The organism is Lysobacter sp. 05T417 (assembly GCF_056396405.1).
This window is the reverse complement of the sequence record NZ_JBFTLK010000007.1, coordinates 38,619-60,015: the sequence shown is the minus strand read 5'-3', so window position 1 is coordinate 60,015 and position 21,397 is coordinate 38,619. Positions and strand designations below refer to the sequence as shown.

General features: G+C 68.8%; 21 protein-coding genes. 12 read left to right on the top strand and 9 right to left on the bottom strand.

Annotated features, from left to right (window positions below):
- Positions 1-19: 19 nt before the first annotated feature.
- The gene (locus tag AC1DER_RS13825; RefSeq protein WP_441815645.1) at positions 20-1,450 is read right to left on the bottom strand and encodes a sigma-54 dependent transcriptional regulator; all 1,431 of its coding nucleotides are present in this window, start codon (positions 1,448-1,450) and stop codon (positions 20-22) included.
- Between the two features lie 314 nt (positions 1,451-1,764).
- A complete protein-coding gene (locus AC1DER_RS13820) occupies positions 1,765-2,811 on the bottom strand; it encodes a class 1 fructose-bisphosphatase (protein WP_477244958.1) in 1,047 nt (348 codons plus the stop codon).
- 180 nt (positions 2,812-2,991) lie between these two features.
- Here AC1DER_RS13820 and AC1DER_RS13815 point away from each other — a divergent pair, with 180 nt between their 5' ends.
- Complete coding sequence (locus AC1DER_RS13815; RefSeq protein WP_477244960.1) at positions 2,992-4,443, top strand: NIPSNAP family protein; 1,452 nt, start codon at positions 2,992-2,994, stop codon at positions 4,441-4,443.
- 64 nt (positions 4,444-4,507) lie between these two features.
- Positions 4,508-5,197, top strand: coding sequence for a helix-turn-helix transcriptional regulator (locus AC1DER_RS13810; protein WP_441815642.1), 690 nt, complete (start codon positions 4,508-4,510; stop codon positions 5,195-5,197).
- Positions 5,198-5,205: 8 nt separating this feature from the next.
- Here the strand turns inward: AC1DER_RS13810 and AC1DER_RS13805 are convergent, their stop codons facing one another.
- Positions 5,206-6,717 carry an acetyl-CoA hydrolase/transferase family protein gene (locus AC1DER_RS13805; RefSeq protein WP_477244963.1) on the bottom strand — a complete coding sequence of 504 codons (1,512 nt, stop codon included), beginning with the start codon at positions 6,715-6,717 and terminating at the stop codon, positions 5,206-5,208.
- A gap of 112 nt (positions 6,718-6,829) precedes the next feature.
- Between AC1DER_RS13805 and crcB the strand changes: the two genes are divergently transcribed.
- The 4 genes from crcB to AC1DER_RS13785 all read left to right on the top strand — a co-directional run bounded on the left by crcB (position 6,830) and on the right by AC1DER_RS13785 (position 9,818).
- Positions 6,830-7,219: a fluoride efflux transporter CrcB gene (gene crcB, locus AC1DER_RS13800; RefSeq protein ID WP_477244965.1), complete on the top strand. Its 390-nt coding sequence runs from the start codon at positions 6,830-6,832 to the stop codon at positions 7,217-7,219.
- Between the two features lie 120 nt (positions 7,220-7,339).
- Complete coding sequence (locus tag AC1DER_RS13795; protein WP_441815639.1) at positions 7,340-8,593, top strand: sensor histidine kinase; 1,254 nt, start codon at positions 7,340-7,342, stop codon at positions 8,591-8,593.
- Position 8,594: 1 nt separating this feature from the next.
- Entirely contained in the window at positions 8,595-9,365 is a 771-nt protein-coding gene (locus AC1DER_RS13790; RefSeq protein ID WP_441815854.1) for a LytR/AlgR family response regulator transcription factor, read from the top strand.
- Between the two features lie 84 nt (positions 9,366-9,449).
- Positions 9,450-9,818 (top strand): hypothetical protein, encoded by a 369-nt coding sequence (locus tag AC1DER_RS13785; RefSeq protein ID WP_441815638.1) that lies wholly within the window; start codon positions 9,450-9,452, stop codon positions 9,816-9,818.
- 3 nt (positions 9,819-9,821) lie between these two features.
- Here AC1DER_RS13785 and AC1DER_RS13780 read toward each other — a convergent pair whose 3' ends face one another.
- Entirely contained in the window at positions 9,822-10,475 is a 654-nt protein-coding gene (locus tag AC1DER_RS13780) for a response regulator (RefSeq protein ID WP_477244968.1), read from the bottom strand.
- Positions 10,472-11,575 (bottom strand): sensor histidine kinase, encoded by a 1,104-nt coding sequence (locus tag AC1DER_RS13775; RefSeq protein WP_477244970.1) that lies wholly within the window; start codon positions 11,573-11,575, stop codon positions 10,472-10,474. Before AC1DER_RS13775 ends, AC1DER_RS13780 begins: the two co-directional genes overlap by 4 nt.
- Positions 11,576-11,857: 282 nt before the next feature.
- On the opposite strand from AC1DER_RS13775, the gene AC1DER_RS13770 reads away from it, so the two are divergent.
- Positions 11,858-13,282, top strand: a complete 1,425-nt coding sequence (locus tag AC1DER_RS13770) for an FAD/NAD(P)-binding protein (RefSeq protein WP_477244972.1) — start codon at positions 11,858-11,860, stop codon at positions 13,280-13,282.
- A 33-nt stretch (positions 13,283-13,315) separates the two neighbouring features.
- Here the strand turns inward: AC1DER_RS13770 and phhA are convergent, their stop codons facing one another.
- On the bottom strand, positions 13,316-14,209 hold the full coding sequence (phhA, locus tag AC1DER_RS13765) for a phenylalanine 4-monooxygenase (protein ID WP_477244974.1): 894 nt from the start codon (positions 14,207-14,209) through the stop codon (positions 13,316-13,318).
- A 121-nt stretch (positions 14,210-14,330) separates the two neighbouring features.
- Between phhA and AC1DER_RS13760 the strand changes: the two genes are divergently transcribed.
- Positions 14,331-14,807, top strand: a complete 477-nt coding sequence (locus tag AC1DER_RS13760) for an Lrp/AsnC family transcriptional regulator (RefSeq protein WP_441815633.1) — start codon at positions 14,331-14,333, stop codon at positions 14,805-14,807.
- 23 nt (positions 14,808-14,830) lie between these two features.
- Here the strand turns inward: AC1DER_RS13760 and AC1DER_RS13755 are convergent, their stop codons facing one another.
- Positions 14,831-15,445, bottom strand: a complete 615-nt coding sequence (locus AC1DER_RS13755; RefSeq protein ID WP_477244976.1) for a glutathione S-transferase family protein — start codon at positions 15,443-15,445, stop codon at positions 14,831-14,833.
- 127 nt (positions 15,446-15,572) lie between these two features.
- On the opposite strand from AC1DER_RS13755, the gene AC1DER_RS13750 reads away from it, so the two are divergent.
- Positions 15,573-16,043: an Lrp/AsnC family transcriptional regulator gene (locus tag AC1DER_RS13750; RefSeq protein ID WP_477244978.1), complete on the top strand. Its 471-nt coding sequence runs from the start codon at positions 15,573-15,575 to the stop codon at positions 16,041-16,043.
- Positions 16,044-16,052: 9 nt separating this feature from the next.
- Complete coding sequence (locus AC1DER_RS13745; RefSeq protein ID WP_477244980.1) at positions 16,053-17,117, top strand: pyridoxal-phosphate dependent enzyme; 1,065 nt, start codon at positions 16,053-16,055, stop codon at positions 17,115-17,117.
- On the opposite strand, the gene fabR is transcribed toward AC1DER_RS13745, so the two are convergent.
- Positions 17,114-17,698 (bottom strand): HTH-type transcriptional repressor FabR, encoded by a 585-nt coding sequence (fabR, locus tag AC1DER_RS13740; RefSeq protein ID WP_477245032.1) that lies wholly within the window; start codon positions 17,696-17,698, stop codon positions 17,114-17,116. The two genes, AC1DER_RS13745 and fabR, sit on opposite strands and share 4 nt — an antisense overlap.
- Before the next feature lie 179 nt (positions 17,699-17,877).
- Here fabR and AC1DER_RS13735 point away from each other — a divergent pair, with 179 nt between their 5' ends.
- Together AC1DER_RS13735 and AC1DER_RS13730 are read left to right on the top strand one after the other, a co-directional pair.
- Entirely contained in the window at positions 17,878-19,008 is a 1,131-nt protein-coding gene (locus AC1DER_RS13735) for a ferredoxin reductase (protein ID WP_477244982.1), read from the top strand.
- An 8-nt stretch (positions 19,009-19,016) separates the two neighbouring features.
- Positions 19,017-20,159: a fatty acid desaturase family protein gene (locus AC1DER_RS13730; protein ID WP_477244984.1), complete on the top strand. Its 1,143-nt coding sequence runs from the start codon at positions 19,017-19,019 to the stop codon at positions 20,157-20,159.
- Positions 20,160-20,166: 7 nt separating this feature from the next.
- On the opposite strand, the gene AC1DER_RS13725 is transcribed toward AC1DER_RS13730, so the two are convergent.
- Positions 20,167-21,213, bottom strand: coding sequence for a patatin-like phospholipase family protein (locus AC1DER_RS13725; protein ID WP_477244986.1), 1,047 nt, complete (start codon positions 21,211-21,213; stop codon positions 20,167-20,169).
- Between the last annotated feature and the right edge of the window lie 184 nt (positions 21,214-21,397).

Genomic DNA, 21,397 nt, shown 5'->3' with positions numbered 1-21,397 from the left:
CACAGGCCGCCTCGGCCGGCTAGGCGATGCTGACCGTGTTGGGTGTCTCCGGGTCGTTGGCGCGAAGGCCGTGGCGCTGCATCAAGCGGTACAGCGTGACCCTCGACACGCCCAGCTCGCGCGCGACATCGACCAGCCGCCCACGGTTGCGGTGCAGCGAGTGTTCGATGGCGTTGCGCGTGGCCGCGTCGCGGACTTCGTCGAGCGTCGGCGGTGGCGTTGCCAGCGCATTCTCGATATGCAGGTCGGCGGCGGTGATCAGGCGGCCTTCGGCCATCACCACGGCCTGGCGGACGCGGTTGATCAGCTCGCGCACGTTGCCCGGCCAGCCATGGCTGTGCAGTGCCTGGCGCGCGCACGGGGCGAAGCCCTTGAGCGTGCGGTGGCCCTCCTGCGAATAGCGCTGCAGGGCGTACTCGGCGATGCGGTCTATGTCGCTGCCGCGCTCGCGCAACGGCGGCTGCTGCAGGCGTAGCACGCAAAGGCGGTGATAGAGGTCGGCGCGGAAACGGCCCTCGGCCACGGCGACGTCGAGGTCGTGGTGGGTGGCCGAGATGATGCGCACGTCGATCGGGATCTGTTCGTGGCCACCGAGGCGTTCGATGCTGCCCTGCTGCAGGAAGCGCAGCAACGAAGCCTGGCTTTCCAATGGGAGGTCGCCGATCTCGTCGAGGAACAGCGTGCCGCCATTGGCCATCTCGATCCGGCCGAGCTTGCGCTGCTGCGCCCCGGTGAACGCGCCTCGCTCGTAACCAAACAATTCGGACTGGATCAGGCTGTGCGGAATCGCGCCGCAGTTGATCGCCACGAACGGATGCGCATGCCGGCGCGAATGGCGGTGCACGGCCATCGCCGCCAGTTCCTTGCCGGTGCCGGTCTCGCCGGCGATGAACACCGGCGCTTCGGTCAGCGCGGCCTTGCGCAGCGTGCGGCACAGCGTCCGCATCGCACCGCTTTCGCCGATCATGCCGTCGAAGCCGGCCTCGCTGGTGACGTCGCCGCCTTCGCAGGCCAGGCTTGCCATGCCGTGGGCGTGACCGATCACCGTGTTCATCACCGCTTCCGGGCATGGCAGGGTGAGGTAGTCGTAGCAGTAGTCGCGGATCAGTTTGCGCACCGGCTCCTCGTCGAGCTGGCGCGCGTCGATGCCGGCGACCCAGCCGACGTTGGCGGCCGACAACGCCACACCGAATTCGGCGAGGTCCTGCTGGCTGAAACCTTCGCGCAGGTCGAGCAGGGCCGCGTGCGGCTGGCGCGGGTCGTGCTGCAGGATGCGCAAGACGCTGCGCGCATCCGGCGCGCGGCGAAGGTTCCAACCCATCTGTTGCAGGCCGCCGAGTGCAAGCACGCGGCCGGCACCGCCCCGGGTCACATAGATCAGTTCACGCGCGTCGTGCGGGAGAGCGTTGTAGTCACCCGCCAAGGCTTCCTGCGTTCCTTCGGTCGTCATCTCCGACTCCGGTCAGAAGCTGCTGACGCATTTCGAAAGGCCGGGTCTGGCGCGCTGTCGAGGACACGCGCCCGGATGAGTTGCCAGGGCAACCCGCAGGGCCGGATCGAAATGCATTAACAGGCCCTGCCGCGGCTGGCAAATGCTGCCACTACGCATAGATACGCAGTGTTAGTTACGGCGGGGATGACGATGAACGGTCAAAAGCAAGACGAAAAAACGCGTGTGACTTCGGCACGAATCGCGCCAACCTGATTCAACTTCGTGAGTGCGGCGCGCAACCGCGCCGCACTCGCATTCAGAAGCTCAGGCGCTCAGGCGCCCTTGGCGTCGTGCTCGCGGTGGTAACGCACCGCGGCCTCGACTTCGCTCTTCGAACCCAGGAACACCGGCACGCGCTGGTGCAGGCCGGTCGGCTGCACCTCGAGCATGCGCTGGCGGCCGGTGCTGGCCGCGCCGCCGGCCTGCTCGACCAGCAGGCTCATCGGGTTGGCCTCGTACATCAGTCGCAGCTTGCCGCCCTTGGCCGCGCACTTGCTGTCGAGCGGATAGCTGAAGATGCCGCCGCGGGTGAGGATGCGATGCACATCGGCGACCATCGAGGCGACCCAGCGCATGTTGAAGTCCTTGCCGCGCGGGCCCTCGCTGCCGCTGAGCAGGTCGCCGACGTACTGCTGCATCGGCGCTTCCCAGAAGCGCTGGTTCGACATGTTCACCGCGAACTCCCTCGTCTCCTCGGGAATGCGCATGCCGCGCGTGGTCAGCACGAAGCTGCCGACCTCGCGGTCGAGCGTGAATGCGTGCGTGCCGTTGCCGATCGTCAGCACCAGCATCGTGCTCGGGCCGTAGGTGCAGTAGCCGGCAGCGACCTGGGCGGTGCCGGGCTGCAGGAAATGTTCGTCCTGCGCCTGGGTGACGCCCTCGGGGCAGCGCAGCACCGAGAAGATCGTGCCGACGGAAATGTTCACGTCGATGTTGGAGCTGCCGTCGAGGGGATCGAACAGCAGCAGGTAGTTGCCGCGCGGATAGACATCGGGAATCGGCTGCGAGGTGTCCATCTCTTCCGAGGCCAGGCCGGCGAGATGGCCGCCCCAGGCGTTGGCTTCGAGCAGGATCTCGTTGGACAGCACGTCGAGCTTCTTCTGCGCCTCGCCCTGGATGTTCATGCTGGCCTCGCCGGCCGTGCCGGCGTCGCCGAGGACGCCACCGAGCGCACCCTTGCCGACCGCGATCGAGATCGTCTTGCAGGCGCGGGCGACCACTTCGATCAGCAGGCGGGCATCGGCATTGATGCGGCCGGCGCGCTGCTCCTCGATCAGGTAGCGGGTCAGGGAGATGGATTGCGGCGTTGAGTTCGACATGGGCAACGGCGGGCAGCGGCAACGGGGGCGACATTGTCGCCGATGCGGCGGCGGCGATGGGCGATGCGCAAGGAGACGCCGCCGCCCTGGTCAAAGCCGCTACCACTGCTGACAGGAGGCTGGCAGCAGCCCGGCCGCAATCTGCCAACGTGCAATTGGCACGACGGCCGGAGCGCCGCAATGGACACCGACAACACGGCCAGCAGGACGGCCTGCACAACGGCCGGCACGACAGTCGGCAACAGACGGCCCCGACCCGGCGCAGCCAGCGTCGACCGCTATCGCCGCCTGCTGCTGCAGCTGGCTGCCAGCGCGCAGGCGCTGGTGCTGTTGCCGCTGCGCGCCGCCGGCCGGACCGCGCGGGCGGCCAACTCCGTTGCCCAGGGCGACCCCGGCGCCGCCGCGGTGAGCGGTGACGGCCGCCACGACTTCGACTTCCTGCATGGGCAATGGCAGATCCGCAACGAGCGCCTGACACAGCGCCTGGCAGGTTCCAGCGACTGGGAGATCTTCGGCGCCACGCAGTGGTGCCAGCCGATGCTGGGCGGAGTGGGCAACGTCGACGACTTCGTCAGCGACTGGGCCCGCCCCGGCAGCGACGAACGCTTCATCGGCATGACCCTGCGCCTGTTCAGTCCCGAGTCGCGGCAGTGGAGCATCTACTGGGCGGGCAACCACGACGGCCACCTGGAGCCGCCCATGGTCGGACGGTTCGACCATCACGTCGGCACGTTCCATGGCCACGGCGAGCACGAGGGGCGGCCCGTGCAGGTCCGCTTCGTCTGGAACCAGGTCAGCGCCAACACCGCGCACTGGCAGCAGGCGTTCTCGGCCGACCAGGGTCAGACCTGGGAAACCAACTGGCACATGTGGTTCCGCCGCACCGATGGCGATGGACGCCTGCTGCACGACGACGGCGTGATCGAACTGCGCCAGTACGCGATGCAGCCCGGGCGGCGCGACGACCTGATCGAACTGTTCGAGCGCGAGTTCATCGAGCCGCAGGAAGCCGTCGGCATGCACGTGATCGGCCAGTTCCGCGACCTCGACCACGGCGACCGTTTCGTGTGGATGCGCGGTTTCGCCGACATGCCGGTGCGTGCCGAGGCGCTGTCGGGCTTCTACTCCGGGCCGACCTGGGCGCGGCATCGGGAGGATGCCAACGCCACCATCGTCGACAGCGACGACGTGTTGCTGCTGCGTCCGGCGCGACCGGAACTGGCCTTGCCGCATTCCGGCGAGCGTCCGCCCGTCGGCGCGGACCACGCTGCCGGCGGCCTGCTCGAAGCGGGAATCTGCCATCTCGACGACGCGTCGGAAGCCGGTTTCGTCGAGCGTTTCGTGCAGACCATGGCGCCGCGGCTGCGTGCCGCAGGCGCCGAGATGGTGGGTGTGTACATCACCGAATCCGCGCCGAACACCTACCCGCGCCTGCCCGTGCGTGAAGGCGAGCCGGTGCTGGTGTGGTTCGCGCGCTTCGCCGATGTCCAGGCGCACCATCGCTACGAATCGGCGCTGCTCGCCGACGGCCTGTGGAACACGGCGGTCGCGCAGGCACTGCTCGATGGGCTCAGGCAGCCACCACAGCGGCTGCGGCTGGCGCCAACGCCGCGATCGGAGCTGCGGACATGAGACGCACGGCGATGTTATCGCTACCCTGCGTTGAGACTGGCGCGGCGGCGCGCGATCATGCCGCATGCGCCGAGCCGACCGCCTCTTCCTCCTGATCCATGCCCTGCGTGGACGCCGTTCCGCCCTCACCGCACAGCGACTGGCCGAGACCCTGGCCGTGTCGTTGCGCACGGTCTACCGCGACGTTGCCGACCTGCAGCGATCCGGTGTGCCGATCGAAGGCGAGGCCGGCGTCGGCTACATGCTGCGCAAGGGTTCGGACATTCCTCCGCTGATGTTCACCGCCGACGAACTCGAGGCGCTGGTGGTTGGCACGCGCTTCGTACGCGCCTTCGGTGGCGTGCGACTGGGCCGCGAGGCGGCCGCGGCGCTGCTGAAGATCGAGGCGGTGCTACCGCCGGAGCTGCGCGAACGCAGCGAGCGCACGCGCATCTTCGCGCCCGAGGTCGACCGGCTGGAGAACAGCGGGCTCATCGACGACCTGCATGCCGCCGTGACCAGCGCCCAGGTGTTGCGGATGCGCTACCGCGACAACGATGCGCGCGCAAGCGAGCGTGACATCGAGCCGCTGTGCCTGGCGTTCTGGGGCGGCAGCTGGACGCTGGGCGCGTGGTGCCGCCTGCGCGCGGACTTCCGCAACTTCCGGCCGGACCGAATCGTGGACTATTCGCCTACCGGCGAGACCTTTGTCGAGAGCCGCGAGCGCGGGCTTGCCGCGTACCTGCGCGCGGCGAAAGCGCTAAGAAATCCATAGGGCGGCGCTCAGGCGAGCATGCTGCCGGTATCGATGTAGCGCTGGTGCCACGACAACGCCTCGGGCAGCAGGTGCGGCGTGTGTTTGCCATAGCTGTCGCGGCAGGCGCGATCGAAATAATCCTGCAGCATCGGCCGGTAGTCGGGATGCGCGCAGGCCTCGATCACGCGGCGCGCGCGCTGCTTGGGCGCCAGGCCACGCAGGTCGGCCAGGCCCTGCTCGGTCACCACCACCATCACGTCGTGCTCGGTGTGGTCGACGTGGCTGGCCAGCGGCACGATCGACGAAATGCGTCCGCCCTTGGCCGTGCTCGGTGACATGAACACCGACAGGTAGGCGTTGCGGGCGAAGTCACCACTGCCGCCGATGCCGTTCATGATCCGCGTGCCGGCGACGTGGGTCGAGTTGACGTTGCCGTACAGGTCGGCCTCGATCATGCCGTTCATGGCGATGCAACCCAGGCGCCGCACCAGCTCGGGGTGGTTGGAGATCTCCTGCGTGCGCAACACGATGCGCTGGCGGTAGTGGTCGAGATGGGCGAGGAACTCGTCGATGCCGGCCGGACTGAGCGAGAACGACGTCGCCGACGCCATCCGCACCACGCCGCTCTTGAGCAGCTCGAGCATGCCGTCCTGGATCACCTCGGTGAAGGCGGTGAGATCGCGGTAGCCCGCCTGGGCCAGGCCGGCCAGCACCGCATTGGCGATGTTGCCCACGCCCGACTGCAACGGCAGCAACTGCGGAGTCAGGCGACCGCGGCGGACCTCGTGCGCGTAGAAGTCGAGCAGGTGCGCGGCGATCTGCCTGGAGTCGGCGTCGGGCGGCGCGAACGGCGAGTTGCGATCGGGGGCGTCGGTGGCGACGATCGCGATGACCTTGTCCGGATCGCAGCGCAGATAGGGTTCGCCGATGCGATCGTCCGGATGCAGCAGCGGAATGGGCTTTCGGTTCGGCGGCAATGCCGTGCCGTAATAGACATCGTGCATGCCTTCCAGCGCCGCCGGCTGCCAGCGGTTGACCTCGAGGATGACCTTGTCGGCCTGGTCCAGCCAGGTCTTGTTGTTGCCGACCGACGAGGACGGAACCAGCCGACCGTCCTCGGTGATCCCGGCCACCTCGATCACGGCGACGTCAACCGCGCCGTAGAAGCCGAACCAGGTGTACTGCGCGACGTGACTCAGGTGCAGGTCGATGTAGTCCAGCTCGCCGGCATTGATGCGCTCGCGCAGTGCCGGGTCGGACTGGTATGGCAGACGCAGTTCGATGCCTTCGGCGCGTGCGAGCACACCGTCGAGCTCGGGCGCGGTGGACGCGCCGGTCAGCACCTTGATGCGGAATGCTTCGCCGTTGGCGTGCGCCTGCTCGATCTGTGTGGCCAGCGCCAATGGCACCGCCTTGGGATAGCCGGCGCCGGTGAAGCCGCTCATCGCCACGGTCATGCCGGGACGGATCAGGGCGGCGGCCTGCTCCGCGGACATCAGCCGATCGCGCAGGCCGGGGTGGCGGATGCGGTCGCTCATGGGACGAATACCGGGCGGGGGAACAACGAGTCTATTCCGCGCCCGTGGCGTGGATGTGTTGATGCCGCCCCGTCCTCGCTTACCCTTTCGCGACGGCAACCGGGAGGCATCGATGCTGAATTCATTGCTGGCGATCGCGCTGGGCGCCACGCTTGGTTCGTGGGCGCGCTGGGGCCTGGGCGCCTGGCTGAACCCGCTCAACGGCAACCTGCCGCTGGGCACGCTGGCGGCCAATCTCGGCGGCGGCTACCTGATCGGACTGGCGGTGGCGTGGTTCGGCGCCAGCCAGGGCGTGGCGCCGGAGTGGCGTCTGTTCGTGATCACAGGTCTGCTGGGCGGCCTGACCACCTTCTCGACGTTCTCGGCCGAAACCGTGCACCTGCTCCAGCGCGAGGCCTATGGCTGGGCGCTGACGACGATCGCACTGCACCTGCTGGGGTCGCTGGCGATGACGGTGCTGGGCATCATGACGATGCGCTGGCTGCGTGGCGCGGCCATCTAGGCGCGCCAACCGGGGGTTTCGTCGCCTCCTGGCCGGTTCCATCGCAACCTGGCCCCTGCCCGCGCACGCCGCCGCTATGCTCGGCCGCACTGAATCCCAATACGGTCCCACCGCACCAGCATGGCCACCAACTTCACCTTCATCGCCCGACTGATCGGCGCCTGGTTCCTGGCGTTCCTGGTGCTGGCGATGCTGATCGATGCGACGCCGCTGGGGCGCTTCGATGGCTGGCCCGTCTCGTTCCTGTTCTTCGTCACCATCGGCTTCGTCATCATCGAAGCGGTCTCGCACCTGCGGCGGGTGCGGCTGATCGCCGGCCAGGTCGATGCGGCCATGCTTGGCAATCGCCAGCGGCGGCAGATCGAGATCCCGTTCGAGGCCGGCGAAGCCTTCGACCTGCTCGATGCGGCGATCCGCGAACTGCCGCGCACGGAAGAGATCGAAAGCGCCCGCGACAGCCTGCAGATCCGCGCCAAGGTGCAGCGCCTGCAACCCTATGGCGATTCGCCGTCGCGCTACATCAATCCGCTCGCGCTGCTGGGAATTCCGCGCAACCAGATCACCGCGACGGTGATGCCAGGCCGCGGCACCGGCAGCGTGACGCTGATCTGCGAACCGGAAAGTGGCGCCTGGAGCGACTGGTTGCGCGTCGACAACGGCACCAACCTCGAGAACGCCGAAGCCATCACCCGCGCCGTGGCGCGCCGCATCGCCGAGCGCCGCCGCAGCGAACAGGCCGCCGCCGCGCAGACGGTGACCGAGAAGGAGCTGACCGTGGCCAAGTTGAGCCTGCTGCACGCGCAAGTCGAGCCGCACTTCCTCTACAACACCCTCGCCAGTGCGCAGTACCTGACCCGTACCGATCCGGTCCGTGCCGACGAGATGCTCGGGCACCTGATCCTGTACTTGCGCCACTCGCTGCCGCGCACCGACGAAGCACTATCGACGCTGGGCGTGGAGCTGGAGCGTTCGCGCGCCTACCTGGAAATCCTGAAGCTGCGCATGGGCCCGCGCCTGGCGCTGCAGATCGACGTGCCCGAGGACCTGCGCGCGACGCCGCTGCCGCCGATGATGCTGCAGACGCTGGTCGAGAATGCGATCAAGCATGGCCTGGAACCCAAGCCGGGCGGTGGCACGGTGTGGATCATGGCGCGAAGCAACGACCGCATCGTTTCGGTGACGGTGGCCGACGACGGCGGCGGTTTCAACGCCGAAAGCACCGGCACCGGCATCGGCTTGAAGAATGTGCGCGAGCGCCTGCGCCTGGTCTACGGCAACGCGGCGACACTGGCGATCGTGGCCAATTTCCCCAGCGGCGTCGCCGCCACCATCACCGTCCCGGTCGCTGGACCGCAGGAGGCCGGCCATGGCTGAGATGAAAGTCATGACGGCCGTGGTCGCCGAAGACGAGGAGCTGCTGCGCAATGCGCTGGTCGAGCTGCTCGGCGAGGCCTGGCCGCAGCTGAAGGTCGTCGCCGAGTGCGAGGACGGCGCCAGCGCGCTGGAGGCGATTGCCGAGCACCATCCCGACGTCGCCTTCCTCGACATCCGCATGCCGGGATTGACCGGACTGGACGTGGCCGCCGCCGCCGCCCAGGCCAGTCCCGGCACGCAGGCGGTGTTCGTCACCGCCTACGACCAGTACGCGATAGACGCCTTCGAACACGGCGCCATCGATTACCTGCTCAAGCCGGTAAGCCGCGAACGACTGGCGGCGACCGCCAGGCGCGTGCAGGCGCGCGCCGCCGCCGGCAGCGTCGATGCCGCAACGCTTGCCGAACTGGTCGCGAGCCTGGACCTGGTGCCACGCCGCAGCGAACCACCGCTGACCTGGATCACCGCCAGTTCCGGCCGCGACACGCGCCTGATCATGGTCGACGACGTCGCCTACTTCCGCGCCGACAACAAGTACACCGTGGTGATGACGGCCGAGGGCGAAGCGCTGATCCGCAAGCCGATCCGCGAGCTGCTGATGGCGCTCGACCCGACCGTGTTCCGCCAGATCCACCGCTCCACCATCGTCAACCTCAAGGCGATCGCTTCGATCGTGCGCGACGAAAGCGGCAAGGGCGTGGTGCGCCTGCGCCAGCGTCCGGAAACACTCACCGTCAGCCAGCCCTTCATGGCGCTGTTCAAGCAGATGTAGCGGCACGCCACCCGGCACGACCGCCCCGATCCACCGTCAGGCAGTACCCACGACGCGGCCCCGGTTGCCGCGAAAGGATGCCCTATGCGCAGCGTTATGGCTTTCGTCTACTTTCTGCTCAGTCTGGTCGGCCTGGCGGGCGGCGTGGACGGTGGTGGTACCACCCTGGTCGCGCGAACAGTCGAGGATGGCGTCGAGACCGTGTTGAGCAGGACCCATGTCGCCACCGGCAACGTGCGATTCGAGTGTCTGCGCAGCGCCAGCGGGCACTGTCACTACGTGCTGTTCGCCGGACCATGCGCGGCATCGCCGGTGAAGGCGCGTGCGGCGGACTGCAGCTTCGACGTCCCCGTTGGCCAGGCGCGGGAGCGCAAGGACCTTCCCGCCGATTTCGGCCTGTGCGTGAGTCATCGCGATGACGCCGTCGACGCCCGGTGCCGGCCGACCGGCTGAGCCTCAGATCACCCGCAACGTGATCGCCTTCAGTACCGCGCGGGTGCGGTCGCGGGTATCGAGCTTTTCCAGGATAACCGACACGTAATTCTTGACTGTGCCCTCGGCCAGGAACATCGCCCGCGCGATCTCCTTGTTCGAATAGCCGCCGGCGAGCAGGCGCAGGATCGCCACTTCGCGCTCGGTGAAGGTGTCGCGCGGTGTTTCGCTGGTGTGGTACTGGTACCGCGCCCGCACCGGATCGGTGCTGACCGGCTGCAGCAGGGTCTCGCCGGCGGCGACGCGCGCGATGGCGTCGCGCAGGTCTTCCGGAGCCGCGTCCTTGAGCATGAAGCCCTGCGCGCCGGCAGCGGCTGCGCGCAGCAGCAGCTCGCTCTCGTCGAAGGTGGTCAACAGCAGCACCGGCGTGGTGTCGCCGCGCTCGCGCATGCGGCGCAGCGCCTCGATGCCGTCGACGCCGGCCATGCGGATGTCGCTGAGCACCACGTCCACCGGAGTGGTCGCCAGCAGGTCGAGCAGCTGTGCGCCGTCCTCGGCCTCGAACACCACTTCGATGCCATGGCGCTCGAGCAGGGCGCGCAGGCCGGCGCGGACAATGCCCTGGTCGTCGGCGAGGGCGATGCGGACCGGTGCCGCAGGCGGTGGCGCAGCGGTCATGCCGGCAGGCTCGCCTCGATGCGCATCGCTCCGCGCGCGGACGTGGACAGGTCGAGGCTGCCGCCGGCGGCGACGATGCGTTCGCGCATGCCGGCCAGGCCGTTGCCTTCCCGCAATGCGCCACGGACATGGCCATCGTCCTCGACCTGGATGCGCAGGCGCCCGGCATCGCAGCTCAATGCCACCTGGACGACGTCGGCGTCGGCATGGCGGGCGCTGTTGGTCAGCGCTTCCTGGACCAGCCGCAGGATCGCCTCGGCCACCGCCGGATCGGTGACATGCACGCTGTCGTCGATCCACAACCGCAGCGTCGGCCGCGGCAACGGCGCCGCCAGCGCATGCAGGGCGGTGGCCAGGTCGAGGCCGTGGTCGTGGCGGATCGCCTGCACGATGCCGCGAATGTCCGATAGCAGTTCGCTCGACAACTGCTGTGCGATCGCGATCTCGTGGCGGCCGGCGAATGCCGGGTCGGCGGCGAGCGCGCGCAGGTTGAGCGTCATCGCGGTGAGCTTGTGGCCGGCAACGTCGTGCAGCTCGCGGGCGACGCGCAGGCGTTCGTTGTTGCGCGCCGAATCGGCCAGCAGAGCTCGTGTGGCGAGCAGGTCGGCGTTGACGCGCGCCAGTGCGTCGCGCGCGCGCTCGGCGCTGGTGGCGTACCAGGCGCACAACGCGGCGAAGGCCTGGAAGCCGCCGTGGATCAGCACCACCGTCAACGGCGCGCTGGAGCCATCGATGAGCAGCAGGACGTAGTAGGCGATGTCGACCACGACCACCGCGATGAGCGTGGTGCGCAGCGAGATCGACAGCGCCATCACCGCCGTCCACACCACCAGCAGTACCGGCGACACCGACGGACGCGGATCGAGCCAGATCAGCACCAGGGCGATCAGCGGCATCAGCACGATGGATAGCGGCCGCCACCAGGCGGTGCGCGGCCACACGTCGGCCGACAGCAACAGCACCGCGAACGCCACCAGCAGGGCCACGCCGTAGGGCAGCCGGTCCGGCGGCATCCAGCGCAGCGCCATGCCCACCGCGAGCAGGGTGAACATGCCGGCCAGGTTCAGCGGTTGCAGCAGCGCAAGCAGGCGTTCCTTCATGGCGGCCATGCTGCGACCGCGGCGGCGGGGGCGCAATGCCGCGGGTGCAGAAAGTGACTTCCGGCAGGTCGCGGCGATGACCGCGGGCATCGCGAGTGGTCGAGCACTACACCGCCGTACCCGGCAACGGCATCGCCACCCACATCGCGTTCCCAACGGTGCGATATGGCGATCGGTTATGTCGCGCTGAAAAAGCGTTCCGACCGGATAACCGGAGATTTACCAACGCGCCGCCGTGTCCGGTTACCAATGGACGCCCCGACAGCGACGGAGTGGACGGTCATGCGGATCAGCATCATCGGCGCCGGATTCAGCGGCTGCGTACTGGCCACCGAACTGGCGCGGGCGGCCCCTGCCGGTGTCGACATCCAGCTCGTCGGCACGCCCGACAGTTACGGCCGCGGCGTCGCCTACGGCGAGGCGCGGCCGGAGCACCTGCTCAACGTCCGCGCGCGCGACCTGGGCGCCACTGCCGACCACCCCGGCGAGTTCGCCGACTGGCTGAGCCTGACCGAGCGCGCGCGTCACAGCTTCCTGCCGCGCCTGGTCTACGGCGAGTACCTGCACTCGCGCCTGCAGGGCGCGGCGCAGGTGTCGCTGGCGGCGCTGGCGCGGGTCGAACAGGAGGCGATCGCGATCCAGCGCGATGCTGGCGCCTTTCGGGTTCATCTTGCCGATGGCGCCGACTTCCTCAGCGACGTGGTCGTGCTCACGGTCGGCGCGCTGCCGCCACAACCGCTGCCCGGCGTCGGTCCGCGGCTGGCGGTGCATCCCAGTTACCTGGGCTGGCCCTGGCAGAACGGACTGGACGGGCGTGGCGCGATCGACGGCGTACCGCCGGCAGCGCGCGTGCTGATCATCGGAACCGGGCTGACCATGGCCGATGTGGTGACGACGCTGCATCGGCGCGGCCATCGCGGGCCGATCACCGCCTTGTCGCGGCACGGTCTGTTGCCGCACCCGCACAGCGAGGAGCCGATCGCGCCGATCGCGCTGCCGCCGACGGTGCTGCAGGCGCTCAACAGCCACGACCTGGCGCAACTGGTGCGGGCGCTGCGCACGCTGTCGCCGATCGTGCCCGACTGGCGCGCGTTGATCGACGCGCTGCGACCCTACCTCCAGGGATTCTGGCGCGGACTGTCGCAGCCGCAGCGCGGGCAGTTCCTGCGCCACCTGCGCGCGCACTGGGAGGCATTCCGCCACCGCCTGGCGCCGGCGCTGGCCGGCGAGATCGAGCAGCTTCGCGTGCGCGGCCGCCTGCGCGTGCGGGCCGGACGCATGCTGCGCGCGCGCCGCGGCGGCGATGCAATCGAAGTGCTGATACGCGAGCGCGGCTTCTCGCATGCCAGCAGCGAACAGTTCGACGTGCTGATCCGCGCGACCGGCTTCGACACCGATCTGGAACGCACCAGCCATCCGCTGGTGGCGCAGCTGCGCGATTCGGGGATGCTCAGCGCCGATCCGCTCGGGCTCGGCATCAACGCTTCGGCGCGATTCGAGGCCCTCGATGGCAATGGCGCGCCGGTGCGCGGGCTCTATGCGCTGGGGCCGTTGCTGCGCGCGCAGCTGTGGGAGATCACCGCGGTGCCCGAGCTGCGCGTGGCGGCGCGGGCGTTGGCGAAGCAGTTGCTGGCGTCGTCGGCATCGGCCACGGCATCGCTGGACTCCCGCCTGCGCGGGAACGACGTGAGCTTGCAGACGGGTTGAGGGCGTGGTCCCGGCGTTCGCCGGGACGACACCTCAGACGTCGCCGTCGGTCGCCCAGCCTTCGCCGGTGCCGCGGTTGAACACCGTGTCGGTGGCGAGCACGCTGCCGGCCGGGATCGACTCCTGCTGCGCCAGTTGCGCATAGATCGGCGTGAAGTCCGGCGTAGTGGCTTCCATCAACTGCTCGTAGCTGTCGATGACGAAGTAGGTTTTCTGGAACGTGTCGATGCGGTAGCGCGTGCGCATGATCCGCTCGAGATCGAAGCCGATCCGGTTCGGCGACGCGCTTTCCAGGCAGTGGATCGACTCGCCCTTGGACGAGACGATGCCGCTGCCGTAGATGCGCAGGCCATCTGCTTGGCGGATCAGGCCGAACTCCACCGTGTACCAGTACAGGCGGGTCAGGTTGACCAGCGCTTCCGGGCCGATGCCGTGCGCCTTCACGCCACCGCGGCCATAGGCCTGCATGTAGTCGGCGAAGACGGGGTTCATCAGCAGCGGCACGTGGCCGAACAGGTCGTGGAACAGATCGGGCTCGGCCAGGTAGTCGAGCTGCTCGGGCTTGCGGATCCACCACGTCACCGGGAAACGTCGGTTGGCGAGGTGGTCGAAGAACGTCAGCTCCGGCAGCAGGCCTTCAACGCCCACCAGCTCCCAACCGGTGGCCTTTCGCAGCATGCGGTTGAGGTCTTCGAACCTGGGGATGCGGTCGGGCGTCATGCCCATCGCTTCCTGGGTGCGCAGGAACTCGTCGCTGGCGCGGCCGACGAGGACCTCGCGCTGGCGCTTGAACAAGGTCGCCCAGACCTCGTGGTCGCTGGCGCTGTAGTTCGCCCACGGCTGCTCGACCACCGACGTCGTGTACACCGGCACGTAGCCCTTGTCGGTGAGCTGGTGTTCGACGCGATTGGGGGTGGTGGCGTTCATGGGGACTCCTTCTGCCGAATACCGACTTTAGCGGCCGGGGCGCGCAATAAGCTTGCGTAGTTGCGTGTGCAGCCGGTTACGGCGCAATATTCTTGCGCATTCAGGCATAGAGGCGCACGAAATGCCCGCAGTCGAACTGGACCGCACCGACCTGATGGTGCTCGCCGAGCTCCAGCGCAGTGGCCGGCTGACCAATGCCGAACTGGCCGAGCGCGTCCACCTGTCGGCATCGGCCTGCCTGCGTCGGGTGCAGCGCCTGGAGCGCGAAGGGGTGATCGCCGGATATCGCGCCGAAGTCGACCCCGACCGGCTCGGGCTGGGCCTGCAGGCCTTCGTCCGCGTGCAGCTGGTGCGTCACGACAGCGAAGCGATCGCGGCCTTCGTCGACTTCGTCAAGAACTGGGACGAGGTGGTCGCCTGCCACGCCCTGACTGGCGACATGGACTACCTGCTGCAGATCGTCGTGCAGGACCTGGAGCACTTCTCGCGCTTCCTGCTCGACCGGCTGCTCAACCAGGCCGGCGTGGCCGACGTGAACTCGAGCTTCGTGCTGCGCACGGTCAAGGCCTTCCGCGGCATGCCGCTGCCGGCGCGCTGAAGGCTGCGACCGGCCGCTGCCAACTAGTCCTGCGTCTCGCCCGACAGCAGCGTCGCCTGCATCGACGGCCGCGCCGCGAAGGCATCGAACCATGCGCCCAGTCGCGGGCGTCCGCGGCGGAACCCGGGCAGTTCGCGGAACTCCAGCCAGTCCAGCGCGGTAGCCACCGCGACGTGTCCGACATGCACCGCCTCGGTGTCGAGTTCGCGTTCGAGCCAGTCATAGCTGCTCACCAGCTTGGCGATGTAGCCGTCGCGCAGCGCCGGATAGCGCAGCGCCTGCGGACGGCGCACGGTTTCCCAGCGCACCGCGATGCCGGCTTCGGCCAGTCCCTGCGCCACCGCCTGCACGCGCAGTGCCTGCCAGCGCGACTCGCCCTCGGCGGGGATCAAACGCGGGCCCGCGTGCAGCGTGTCGAGACAGGCGCAGATGACGTCGGAATCGAACAGCGCCGGCAATCCCGGCCGCAGCAGCACCGGCACCTTGCCCAGCGGATTGCGTTCGAACACCGCCTCGTTGCGGCGGGTCGGACTGGTCTCGTGGTGGACGACCTCGATGCGGTCGGCGAGGCCGGCCTCGTGGGCGAACACCAGCGCCTTGCGGGCGAACGGCGAGTGGGTCTGGTAGAGAAGCTGCATGTGCGCGGATCCGGGAGCCGGGGATGGGCCAGACTTGAATACTGGCCTCGCAACAACGCGCGTTGGCCGCGTTGTGCCGGCCCCACGCGCGCATTTCCTGCACGATGGCCGCGATAAGCTGCGCGCCATGGAACTCGATCGTTTCGACCGCCAGCTGTTGAACCTGGTCCAGCAGGACTGCGGCCAGACCGCCGTGCAGCTGGCCGGACACGTCGCGCTGTCGCCGTCGGCGATCCAGCGCCGCCTGCGGCGGTTGCGCGAGCAGGGCGTGATCGAGCGCGAGGCGGCGATCATCGACCCGAAAGCGGTGGGCCGGCCGACGCTCTTCATCGTCTCGCTGCAGGTCGAACGCGAGCGTCCCGATCTGTTGGCGCAGCTGCGCAAGTGGCTTGGCGAGCAGGAGCATGTGCAGCAGGCGTTCTACGTGACCGGCGAAGCCGACTTCGTGCTGGTCGTGACCGCGCCCGACGCCGAAACCTACGATGCCCTGATGGGCCGACTGGTCAGCGAGAACCCGAATGTCGCGCGCTTCACCACCAACGTGGCGATGAGCGTGGTCAAGCGCGGCCTGACCATTCCCGTGCCATTGCTCGACTGACCGGACACCATGGAACGCGCGAACCACGACACTGCCGCCGATTTCGCCCTGCTGTTTCCGGACTACCGGCCCACGGCCCTGGTCGAACTGCCGCGACTGGCGCAGACCGCCGGCATTGGCCGCGTCTTCGCCAAGCTCGAAAACCAGCGGCCCTTCGGCAACTTCAAGGTGCTCGGCGGAATGCTCGCCGGGTTGCGCGCATTGATGCGGGCCAGTGGCACTGCGTCACTGCAGGAGTTGCTTGTCGGCAATGCCCGCGCGGCGACGCTGCCGACGCTGGTGTGCGCCAGCGATGGCAACCACGGCCTGTCGGTGGCGCTGGCCGCGCAGCGTGCCGGTGCGCAGGCGCGGATCTATCTTCCTTCTTCGGTCGGGCCGCTGCGGGTACAGCGCATCGTCGATCGCGGTGCGCAGGTCGTCATCGTCGAAGGCAGTTACGACGCCGCCGTCGACGCCGCCGCCGCGGCTGTCGCAACCGGCGACGGCCTGCTGATCGCCGATACCGACGCCGACCCGGGCAACCTGGTGGTAGCCGATGTCATGGCCGGTTACCGCCTGATCGCCGACGAACTGGGCGTGCAGCTGCGCGACAGCGGCGTGCGTCCCGGCCATGCCTTCATCCAGGCCGGCGTCGGCGGCCTGGCCGCAGCCATGGCCGAAGGTCTGATGCCGCACCTGCGCGGCGGCGCGCGCCTAGTGGTCGTTGAACCGGAGGCCGCGGCCTGCGTTGCCCATGCCCTCTCACGGGGCGAGCCAACGCTGATCGAGGGCGAGCTGCACACCGTGGCCGAGATGCTGGCCTGCGGGCTGGCGTCGGCCGCCGCCCTGCCCGCCCTGCGCCGCGCGGGCGCCACGACCGCGACGGTGGACGAGTCCGGCCTGGCCGAAGCGGTTTACCTGTTGCGGGAGGCGGGCGGTCCGCGCTCGACACCGTCCGGCGCCGCCGGCCTGGCCGGTCTGCTGAAGGTGGCGGGGGACCCGGCACTGGCCCGGGAACACGGCCTCGACGGCACCAGCGAGGTGGTCGTGATCGTCACCGAGGCGGATCCCGCAGCTGGCACTACCGGCGACTAACTGGCCGCCAACGTACGCGATCCGGCGATGATCATGCGCACCATCATGGTCAGCTGGCGGATCAGGTCGGGGTCCTTCTCCGGCGGCGAGTCCATCGCCGCCGCGCCCATGGCGAAGACCAGCCGGGTGATCGCCTTGGCCACCAGCGCCGGCTCGCGCAAGGTGATGCCCTGGGCCCGGGTCAGGCGGATCAGGTCGACGCGCAGCTCTTCCTCGAAGAAGTTCAGCTCACGGTCGACCGCGTGCTTGAAGGCGTCCGAACCGACCGTGCCCTCGCGCAACAGCACGTGCAGCAGCTTGTCGTCGGCGCGGACCTGCTCCATGAACGCCTCGACCGAACTGCGCACGATGCTGCGGTCGGTCTTCGCCCGGTAACGCGCTTCGCCCACGATCTTGCGCAGGGAGCGGCCGGCCAGGTCGATCAGGGCCACGGCCAGCTCGTCGGTATCGCGGAACTGGCGGTAGAAGCTGTTGGGCGCGATGCCGGCCTCGCGCGCGATCTCGCGCAGGCTCAGGGTCGACACGCTGCGATGCGGGCCGATCAGCTTCAGCGCCGCGGCGAGGATGTCCTCGCGCGAAATGGACGCCTTGCGCCCGGCCGCGTGATCGCCATCGACAGGCTGTACAGGCTGTACTGGACCGGGCTGATCAGGACGTTGGGTCACGAAGGCGGCTGGGTTGAACGACGCGGGCATCATACTCGGGACCTATTAATGCACACCTGTATACACACTTGTATGTGTGCCTGTATAGTGACCCCATGAACGCTGTTACCCGCCCCCGCGGCCGCCGCACCGGCTCCAAGAGCCAACCCTCGAGGCATCCGCTGTCCCTGCTGCGCACCTGGGTCGCCCCGGATGTCTTCGATTTCTGGGCCTCGCGCCTGCACCCCACCTGGTCCTGGGAGCGCCCGCTGGCGCGCATCGTCGGCCGCCAGGCGCAATCGCGCGACGCGGTGACCCTGCTCCTGCAGCCCAACCGCCACTGGCGCGGCTTCCAGCCGGGCCAGCACGTCAATCTCGGTGTCGAGCTCGACGGCGTGCGCATGACCCGCAGCTACAGCCTGTGCGATGCCCCGCGCACTGACGGCCGGATCGAAGTGACGATCAAGCACATCGAAGGCGGCCGCGTCAGCCGCCATCTGTGCCAGGACGCGCGCATCGGCGATGTCGTCGATATCGGCCAGGCTTTCGGCGAGATGACCTGGCCGCAGGGCGCCGACGGCGCCTGGCTGTTCCTCGCCGCCGGCAGCGGCATCACCCCGTTGATGGCGCTGCTGCGCGCGCACGCGGCCAAGGGCGTACCCACCCCGCTGACGCTGCTGTACTGGGCGCGCACCCGCGACGAGCTGTGCTTCGTCGACGAACTGCGCGCGCTGGCGCAGCGTCATCCGCAGCTGGTCGTGCACTTCGTGCTGACCCGCGAGAGCGGGCTGGTCGAAGGCGAATGCAGCGGCCGCATCGATGCGACCTTGCTGTCGTCGCTCGTTCCCGACCTCGCCCAGCGCAGCGTCTATGCCTGCGGTCCCGGCGGCTTTGTCGACAGTGCCCGCGCGCTTGCCGAACCGGCCGCGCGAGGCTTCGCGGCCGAGGCATTCACGCCGCCGCCGCGCAACATCGCCGACGACGAAGGCGGCAACGTCGAAGTCACGCTGGCAGCCAGCGGCCGCACCCTGAGCGTGCCGCGTGGCCAACCGCTGCTGGCCGCGCTGGAAGGCCAGGGCCTCAAGCTCGCCAGCGGCTGCCGCATGGGCATCTGCAACACCTGCGCCTGCGGCAAGGTCTCCGGCACCACCCGTCATCTGCATACCGGCGACGCCATCGGCGAACCGGTGTCCGCGCTGAGGCTGTGCGTCAACGCGGCCAGCAGCGACCTCGTACTCGACCTGTGAGCGATCGAATGACCGCCCCGACCAACAAATTCCGCAACCGCCCCCTGACCCCGGCCGAACTCGACCGCTTCGGCGAGGAGCTCGATGCCCTGCGTGCGCGCACCGTCGCCACGCTCGGCCAGCGCGACGCCGATTACATCCGCAATGTCGTCAAGGGCGTGCGCTACATGGGCGTGGCCGGCCGCGTGCTGCTGTTCGCCGGCGCGATCCTGGGCAGCACGCTGCTGCCGGCGCTGTTCTGGCCGGGCTGCATCGCCGGCACGGTGCTGCTGGGCCTGGCCAAGATCCTGGAGAACATGGAGCTGGGCCACAACGTCATCCACGGCCAGTACGACTGGATGCGCGACCCCCATCTCAATGGCAAGACCTACGAGTGGGACATCGCCGGCACCAGCGACGCCTGGCGCAAGACGCACAACTACAAGCACCACACCTACACCAACGTCCGCGGCATGGACGACGACATCGGCTACGGCCTGCTGCGCATCTTCCCCGAGCAGCGCTGGCGCCCGTTCTACCTGCTGCAGCCGGTCATCGCGGTGATCTTCGCGCTGCTGTTCGAGTGGGGCGTGGCGATACAGGACCTCAAGCTCGGTCGCTGGATCGCCGGCAAGACCAGCAACGCGCAGATGCGCAAGGCGCTGCGCCCGGTCGCGCGCAAGATGGGCCGGCAGGTGTTCAAGGATTACATCCTGTTCCCGCTGCTGGCCGGCCCGTTCTTCCTGCCGGTCCTGCTGGGCAATGCCGTGGCCAACGTGATGCGCAACGTGTGGACCTACGTGATCATCTTCTGCGGCCACTTCACCGCGGACGTCGAGACGTTCCCCAAGGAGTCGGTCCGCAACGAGTCACGCGGCCACTGGTACCTGCGCCAGCTGCGCGGCTCGTCGAACATCGCCGGCGGCCGCCTGCTCAACCTGATGTCGGGCAACCTCAGCCACCAGATCGAGCACCACTTCTACCCGGACGTGCCGGCCAACCGCTACGCCCAGGTGGCGCCGGAAGTGCGTGAGATCTGCGCGCGCTACGGCCAGCACTACAACACCGGCTCGTTGCCGAAGCAGTTCGGCCAGGTGATGTGGCGGATCGTGCGCCACGCCTTCCCGAGCAGGCCGCGGGCCACGGCGGCGCTGGTGCAGCGCGAGGCGTAAGAACGGCTCAGGGCGCGGACGCCTGCGCGCCCTCGCATTTGTCGTCGCGGCCGAACAGGTTGCCGATGCGGAAGCCCGCCTTCTCGCATTCCGGATCGGCCTTCACCGGTGCCACCACCGGCACCTTCGGCGCCTGCGCGGCAATGCGCGCGCGCTGCATCTGCGCCAGCTTTGCGCGGATCTGCGGCATCGCCGCCAGCGTCGCGCGCTCGCCTTCCATGATCGCGTTGTTGCGCTGCTCGAAATCGGCCGGGCCGATCTCGTTCACGCTCGGCCGGATCACCACGTCGGCGCGCGCAAGTTCCTGCTGGCCCAGGCGCTGGCCCATGATCGTGATCGACTGGTTGATGTTGCCCAGCACGCTGCCCGGGTTCTTGCCGCTGGCCTTGCTGGAGATGTCGACGGCGATGACGAAGTCGGCGCCGAGCTGGCGTGCGGCGTCCACCGGAACCGGGCTGACAACGCCGCCGTCGACGTAGTGGTACTGGCCGATCGTCACCGGCTCGAACACACCCGGGATGCTGCTCGAGGCGCGCACGGCCTGGCCGGTATTGCCACGCACGAACACCGTGCGCTCGCCGGTCTCCAGCTGCGTGGCGACCGCGGCGAACGGCTTCTTCATCTGCTGGATGGTCTTCTGCCCGACCTGCAGGTTGACGTAGTCCTGCAGCTTCTGGCCCTTCACCACGCCGCCCGAGAACAGGCTGTAGTCGCGGATCTGGGTTTCGTCGAGGGCGAAGGCCTGCTTCTGCATGGCGAACGCGTCCATGCCGCTGGCGTACATCGCCCCGACCACGCTGCCGGCACTGGTGCCGGACACCACCTCGGGCTGGAAACCGTTGGCCTCGAGCATCTTGATCACGCCGATATGGGCGAAGCCCTTGGCCGCACCGCCGCCGAGGGCGACGCCGATGCGGATCTTCGGCGGCGGCGGAAGCGGCGCGACCACCACCGGCGGCGGCGTCGGCTTGACGACCTCGCTACCCCCGCAGGCACCCAGCAGGACGGCGAAGGAGGCCAGCAACAGCGGGCGCAGGACGGTGGACGGCTTCATGGTGAACAGGCGGCTCGGGGCAATAGCGGCGCAGCATACAGCGATGGAGGCGGGGGGGAATCTGACTGCCATAGCAACCATTCACCCGCCGCCCCACCGGGCACCGTCATCCCCGCGAAGGCGGGGACCCAGCGACTTGCCACCACCCGACGTCAAGCAACGTCCCTGGGTTCCCGCCTGCGCG

Bases quoted from the DNA above. Each gene is read 5' to 3' on its own strand.
- AC1DER_RS13795 (WP_441815639.1), top strand. From the start codon at position 7,340: ATGGCCACCAACTTCACCTTCATCGCCCGACTGATCGGCGCCTGGTTC.
- AC1DER_RS13730 (WP_477244984.1), top strand. From the start codon at position 19,017: ATGACCGCCCCGACCAACAAATTCCGCAACCGCCCCCTGACCCCGGCC.
- AC1DER_RS13805 (WP_477244963.1), bottom strand. From the start codon at position 6,717: ATGAGCGACCGCATCCGCCACCCCGGCCTGCGCGATCGGCTGATGTCC.
- AC1DER_RS13790 (WP_441815854.1), top strand. From the start codon at position 8,595: ATGAAAGTCATGACGGCCGTGGTCGCCGAAGACGAGGAGCTGCTGCGC.
- AC1DER_RS13755 (WP_477244976.1), bottom strand. From the start codon at position 15,445: ATGCAGCTTCTCTACCAGACCCACTCGCCGTTCGCCCGCAAGGCGCTG.
- AC1DER_RS13725 (WP_477244986.1), bottom strand. From the start codon at position 21,213: ATGAAGCCGTCCACCGTCCTGCGCCCGCTGTTGCTGGCCTCCTTCGCC.
- AC1DER_RS13775 (WP_477244970.1), bottom strand. From the start codon at position 11,575: ATGAAGGAACGCCTGCTTGCGCTGCTGCAACCGCTGAACCTGGCCGGC.
- AC1DER_RS13770 (WP_477244972.1), top strand. From the start codon at position 11,858: ATGCGGATCAGCATCATCGGCGCCGGATTCAGCGGCTGCGTACTGGCC.
- AC1DER_RS13810 (WP_441815642.1), top strand. From the start codon at position 4,508: ATGCGCCGAGCCGACCGCCTCTTCCTCCTGATCCATGCCCTGCGTGGA.
- AC1DER_RS13735 (WP_477244982.1), top strand. From the start codon at position 17,878: ATGAACGCTGTTACCCGCCCCCGCGGCCGCCGCACCGGCTCCAAGAGC.
- AC1DER_RS13785 (WP_441815638.1), top strand. From the start codon at position 9,450: ATGCGCAGCGTTATGGCTTTCGTCTACTTTCTGCTCAGTCTGGTCGGC.
- crcB (WP_477244965.1), top strand. From the start codon at position 6,830: ATGCTGAATTCATTGCTGGCGATCGCGCTGGGCGCCACGCTTGGTTCG.
- AC1DER_RS13760 (WP_441815633.1), top strand. From the start codon at position 14,331: ATGCCCGCAGTCGAACTGGACCGCACCGACCTGATGGTGCTCGCCGAG.
- AC1DER_RS13780 (WP_477244968.1), bottom strand. From the start codon at position 10,475: ATGACCGCTGCGCCACCGCCTGCGGCACCGGTCCGCATCGCCCTCGCC.
- AC1DER_RS13750 (WP_477244978.1), top strand. From the start codon at position 15,573: ATGGAACTCGATCGTTTCGACCGCCAGCTGTTGAACCTGGTCCAGCAG.
- AC1DER_RS13815 (WP_477244960.1), top strand. From the start codon at position 2,992: ATGGACACCGACAACACGGCCAGCAGGACGGCCTGCACAACGGCCGGC.
- phhA (WP_477244974.1), bottom strand. From the start codon at position 14,209: ATGAACGCCACCACCCCCAATCGCGTCGAACACCAGCTCACCGACAAG.
- AC1DER_RS13745 (WP_477244980.1), top strand. From the start codon at position 16,053: ATGGAACGCGCGAACCACGACACTGCCGCCGATTTCGCCCTGCTGTTT.
- AC1DER_RS13820 (WP_477244958.1), bottom strand. From the start codon at position 2,811: ATGTCGAACTCAACGCCGCAATCCATCTCCCTGACCCGCTACCTGATC.
- AC1DER_RS13825 (WP_441815645.1), bottom strand. From the start codon at position 1,450: ATGACGACCGAAGGAACGCAGGAAGCCTTGGCGGGTGACTACAACGCT.